The following is a 5,081-nucleotide window of genomic DNA, read 5'->3' as shown; positions in this document are numbered from 1 at the left end:
CCCATACTTGGGCACAATGCAAAGTACATCATTAACCCTAACCAAGAAAATATAATTATTCCCATTAGCCAGCCATTCTTTTCATGACCCTGTGTACGCCTACTGTTGAGTACAATAACGACAGGTAATATATAAGCACTTAAAACAACAATTAAAAATACAACTTCATTCATTATTTTTCTAGGCTCGACCAGTCTACTTCACTACTTAATACTCGATCTACCGATATATAGTGCAAAATATCGCCTTCACTTACCTTGTAATCTAATGGTGGATTTAAATCCATATTTTGCGCACTTAAATTATGAGCAACACCCAACAGTATTGCATCATGCTCAAGCTTAAAATGATGAAACAAAGTACCAAACTCCATATCTTTGCAGCCGCTTGGTATTTTCAAACTAAATTGTGTATCACCATGCAAAGTAGATAGCAGCTCCTCTTGCACACGGCTCGAACCTGGATCTTGCATTGAGCGTACGAGTATCTCAGCTGATTTTGCACTACTACACTCTACATTTTGGCAATGCTCTAACATCATCTCAACTTTGGTTTCATCCAAAAAGTGAGCACTTATATGACAATCATCTTTTACTAAGCGACTTATGCGCAGGGCTGTTGTAAATGTCTGATCGTCATCTTGACCATCAATAATCACCTTATCAGCACTACGAATAGCTACCCGCTCTAGCTCAGCTAAATTAGTAAAGCTCGTTAAACGTGCAAAATCAACGCTTTCGTTAGCTAAAAAAGGATGATCCATTTGCTCTGTTACCGCGAGTAAAATACGACGGTCAGTACGTTTCGTATCTGCCAAAATGTAATCAATCATCTTTTTTGTACGAGTGTCGTGCCAACCAAAAATAATAATATGGTGGTTACTGTGGGCAAAGTTTTTATCACCAGTCATAGCGCGCCTAATTAAGTAAGTAACAGTTTGTCCTGCTTTTCCTAGCAAAACACCAAATAAAGCTAAACCAAATGGAATTTGTATTAATGCAACCACCCAACGACCAAGATCAGTAGTTGGACTAAAGTCACCATATCCCACTGTTGATGTTGTTACTGTGTAATAGTAAAAAAAGGTAGTAAGCGAGGTTAACGCTTTCTCATTCGCTATAAATAGTAAGCTCCATGTTAATAGCATATGAGTCAAAATAGCTAATGCCACTGCTTGCCAACTCAACTGATCTATATGAGCGCGAACAAGTAACGCTAGCCTTTTAAATATCACCGGCATAATACAAAGTCTTCGTTAGTAAATTATCTATAAACAGTACGTTACTGTAAGCGATGCTTTTAAGCAATGTTTAAGCTTTTAACCGCAAATATTAGACTAAATGCTGTTTGCCAATGGTGATTTTTCATGATTAATTAGCGTTAAAATAATAACCAAAACAGTTGTGCTTATGCTTAATAAAATAGCCCACCCTTTTACTAAAATTGTAGAGCGCTATCTTCCCGACCCTTTTATATTTGTAATTTTACTTACAATAATTACCCTTGTCAGTGCGAGCTTATTTACAACCGCAACTAACATTGAAGTATTACAAGCGTGGGGAGGTGGGTTTTGGAACTTATTAAGTTTTGCGATGCAAATGCTACTAGTGTTAATTACAGGCTATATGTTGGCAAGTACGCCACCTATAAGTAAGTTATTAGAAAAACTAGCAACATTTGCAAGCACCGCACCCAAAGCAATTATATTGGTAACGCTTATTTCGCTTTTAGCGAGCTGGATAAATTGGGGATTTGGCTTAGTTATTGGTGCCCTTTTTGCCAAAGCAATTGCTAAACATACTCGTGTTGATTATCGATTATTAGTAGCCAGCGCTTACTCAGGTTTTGTTGTATGGCATGGCGGATTAGCGGGTTCGATTCCTTTAACCATCGCAACCGATGGTCACTTTTCAGAGGCCAGCATTGGTATTATTAGTACAGAGCACACTTTATTTGCGGGCTTTAATATAGCCATATTAGTTGGTTTATTCATTATTATGCCGCTCGTTAATCGCTATATGCTGCCAAGCGAGCAAGAAAGCGTATATATCGACCCAGCTCTTTTACAAGAGACAACACCTAAGCCCACAACAATAACCAGACCTGCCCAACATTTGGAACAAAGCAAACTACTCGGTATGACAATTGGCTTATTAGGTTTGGCATATTTAGGTTATTACTTTTTTATTGCTGGCGGAAACTTAAACCTTAATAGCGTTATTGCCGTATTTTTGTTTTTAGCTATTACGCTGCATCAAACACCCCATAATTTACTTAACAGTCTGCAACAAGCAATTCCAAGCGGGGCTGGCATTGTTATTCAATTTCCTTTTTATGCCGGCATCATGGCGGTAATGGTTGATAGTGGATTAGCACAACAGATATCACGTGGCTTTATTGCCGTTGCAGATGCTGATAGCTTGCCATTTTTTAGTTTTTTAAGTGCAGGACTCGTTAATATGTTTGTACCCTCTGGCGGTGGCCAATGGGCTGTACAAGCACCTATTGTAATACCCGCAGCACAAGAGCTAGGTGCCGATATATCTCGCGTTGCAATGGCTGTTGCGTGGGGTGATGCGTGGACTAACCTAATTCAACCTTTTTGGGCATTACCAGTTCTTGCTATCGCAGGCTTAAGAGCAAAAGATATTATGGGGTTTTGTGTTGTGCAGCTATTTGTAACAGGGGTGTTCATTGCATTGATGCTAAGTTTTTATCCGTAGTATTTTGGTAATAAATACGCGCGATTTTATATCGCGCTTGCTAGCTGCAAACCAAAAGAACTAAGCAAGAAAATAAAGTTAACTGGTAAGTCATTTAATATCAAAAAATAATGTCACCTAGTACTAATAAATTACAAATCATGTGAGCGATGATGCAATACCACAAGTTACCCGATAGATGACGAAGTAGTCCCATCAAGCAAGAAAATACAAACACAGAAATAAAAATTTCAACTTGATCATACTGCCCATGTATCAATGTAAACACAATACTTGGGATAATAATTGCGACAATAGCTCCCAAGGCGGTTTTTTTCAGCCTATAGAATGCCACTCCTCGAAAAACTACTTCCTCATATATAGGCCCAATAAATACTACTGCAAAAAGCAGCAAAATTTTATCTAAAAGCGAGTTTGTTTGTGCTTTAATTTCTAACATAAAACCTGGCACGGCGACTTCCATAAAACTAAAAAACCCTTGTTCCAGTAAAACGTAAGCCGCTGTTAATAGCACAGTAATGATTAAAGGAAAAAGGGCCATTTTTTTATTGCTAAGTGCCCAATAACGTCGCTTTTATTTTGCGCTTCAAGAGTAGACTTTAAAAATGGCAGCGTAAGTACAGCAGTGATGAAGATAGATATAAAAAGATAAATAGCATTGGAGTTGAATACTAGTGATCCACCATCCAATAAAAAAAGGACCACGTTTGAGGGTATTGGGAGCACCAGTAAAAAAAAGGCCAACCAATAAAACGTGAACAATAAATATTCCCCTGTGCTTTGATTTACTTGTTGTTTTATCGCATCATCCATAATTTATCAGCTCACGGCTTATTGTTATTTTTCATTCCCAAGGATAATACCCTATCAATTACTCCACTAAGAAACAAACCAAAACTAATATTTTGCTATCGCCACACAAGCTAAAATAAACACAGTTAATTTTATTCAGAGTGGTTGGGGAAGGGTTATTACCCCTGTTAAGCGCCCACTTTACTGAGCGACAGCTTCCTTTCTAAACAACAAATGCACAAAAACCTTAAAAGCAACGTACAAAAAACAGCATAGTGAGCGAGATTTGAGCTACCATGCTGTTATTATTGCTAGCTCGATAAAATAGTCATCGGCAGGCTCAATATTGGATTTTCTGAGTCGGCAAAGTGCATCATTACAGCTACATGCCCAGCTACTACAATTGCATACATAACCGCTGAAAAGCCTTGGCCATATTTATCTAGCGGCATTAAGTGTGAATAGTGACGGCCTCGCCATTCAAATACAATTTCCAGCGCACCTACAAACAAAAAGAATACCAGTAACATTAAGCCAAATGTGTAGCTCAGCCATAAACCAAACAGTACACCGAGTAAACATACACTTAGGCCAATCCATGAACGCATTGAAAAGCTAATACTTTTTAATACATGCCCGCCATCAAGCGGTAAAATAGGTAACAAGTTAAATAAATTTAATAACGCACTAAGCACCGCAACACCTGCAAATATTTCCATCTCGGTGGCGTAATATAAAACGACACCCAGTACCGAGGTAATTAAACCAAATGCAGGCCCCATTAGCGATATAACGACATCTTGCCAACGAGTCGTTATTTTATCGTCACTTACAGCAAGCCCTCCAACAAACGGGATTAAGTAAATACCTTTGGTTTTTATGCCAAAGTATTTCATTGCTCGCACATGGCCGTACTCGTGTACGACTAAGCAACCAATTAGCATTAGTGCAAATTCAATACTAAATAACCACGCATAGCCTGCAACAGAAGCCCCTGCAAGCACTACTTTAATTACCTTAGCACTTTTAAAAAGCTTAAAACCTAATGCAGCTAGCCCTAAAAAGCCTTTTTTAGGTGAGCCATTTGTAGGTGCTGGTAGCGCAAGTTGTGTTGCAAATTGATCATCTACAAAAAGCGAAATGCTTTGCTCTTCGACTGCCCCCGTATCGATGCCTATTTTTTTGTTGTCGTAAGTAAACTGATAGTAGTTTTCACGAGGGTTATCAAAGGTAATGGCTTGTTGCGCATGAAATACCTGCACAATTTTTTGCCCAGACACCATAAGCGAAAATGGTTGCTCAGCTAAAGTAAGATCTATTCTTATCATAATTAAGACCGTTTAAAACAATGGCGCTAGTATACCTAATCAGCTTAAAAACACGAGGGAAGGTGCTAGGTAACTATTTTCAAAATAAAAGCATTTGATACTGACAAAATAAAAAAACACTACTACTTTTATAGTAACTCCAAGCGATACATTGAAAGGGATAACAGTGAAGAAGATAGTGCCTAATATTTTAGTTGTTGACGATTCAAAAGCAATTTTGATCGTTATGGAAGCTATA

5 protein-coding genes are annotated in these 5,081 nt (G+C 38.2%); 1 reads left to right on the top strand and 4 read right to left on the bottom strand.

Features of this window, described 5'->3' with window-relative positions:
* Window positions 1-173: PLDc N-terminal domain-containing protein (locus tag H5072_RS21145; protein WP_182693597.1), on the bottom strand; the 173-nt coding region annotated here is incomplete at its 3' end.
* Window positions 173-1,240 carry a potassium channel family protein gene (locus tag H5072_RS11515; RefSeq protein ID WP_024597278.1) on the bottom strand — a complete coding sequence of 356 codons (1,068 nt, stop codon included), beginning with the start codon at window positions 1,238-1,240 and terminating at the stop codon, window positions 173-175. The genes H5072_RS21145 and H5072_RS11515, both read right to left, overlap by 1 nt.
* Window positions 1,241-1,409: 169 nt before the next feature.
* Here H5072_RS11515 and H5072_RS11510 point away from each other — a divergent pair, with 169 nt between their 5' ends.
* On the top strand, window positions 1,410-2,723 hold the full coding sequence (locus H5072_RS11510; RefSeq protein ID WP_182693596.1) for a short-chain fatty acid transporter: 1,314 nt from the start codon (window positions 1,410-1,412) through the stop codon (window positions 2,721-2,723).
* Window positions 2,724-2,823: 100 nt separating this feature from the next.
* Here H5072_RS11510 and H5072_RS21140 read toward each other — a convergent pair whose 3' ends face one another.
* Window positions 2,824-3,264 carry a CPBP family intramembrane glutamic endopeptidase gene (locus H5072_RS21140; protein ID WP_259395927.1) on the bottom strand — a complete coding sequence of 147 codons (441 nt, stop codon included), beginning with the start codon at window positions 3,262-3,264 and terminating at the stop codon, window positions 2,824-2,826.
* A gap of 562 nt (window positions 3,265-3,826) precedes the next feature.
* Window positions 3,827-4,843: a metalloprotease gene (locus H5072_RS11500; RefSeq protein ID WP_033020507.1), complete on the bottom strand. Its 1,017-nt coding sequence runs from the start codon at window positions 4,841-4,843 to the stop codon at window positions 3,827-3,829.
* Window positions 4,844-5,081: the final 238 nt, after the last annotated feature.

This window comes from Pseudoalteromonas sp. SR45-5 (assembly GCF_014163565.1).
GTDB lineage: Bacteria > Pseudomonadota > Gammaproteobacteria > Enterobacterales > Alteromonadaceae > Pseudoalteromonas > Pseudoalteromonas distincta.
Note: the sequence above shows the minus strand (reverse complement) of the source record. Positions and strands in the feature narration are given on the sequence as shown.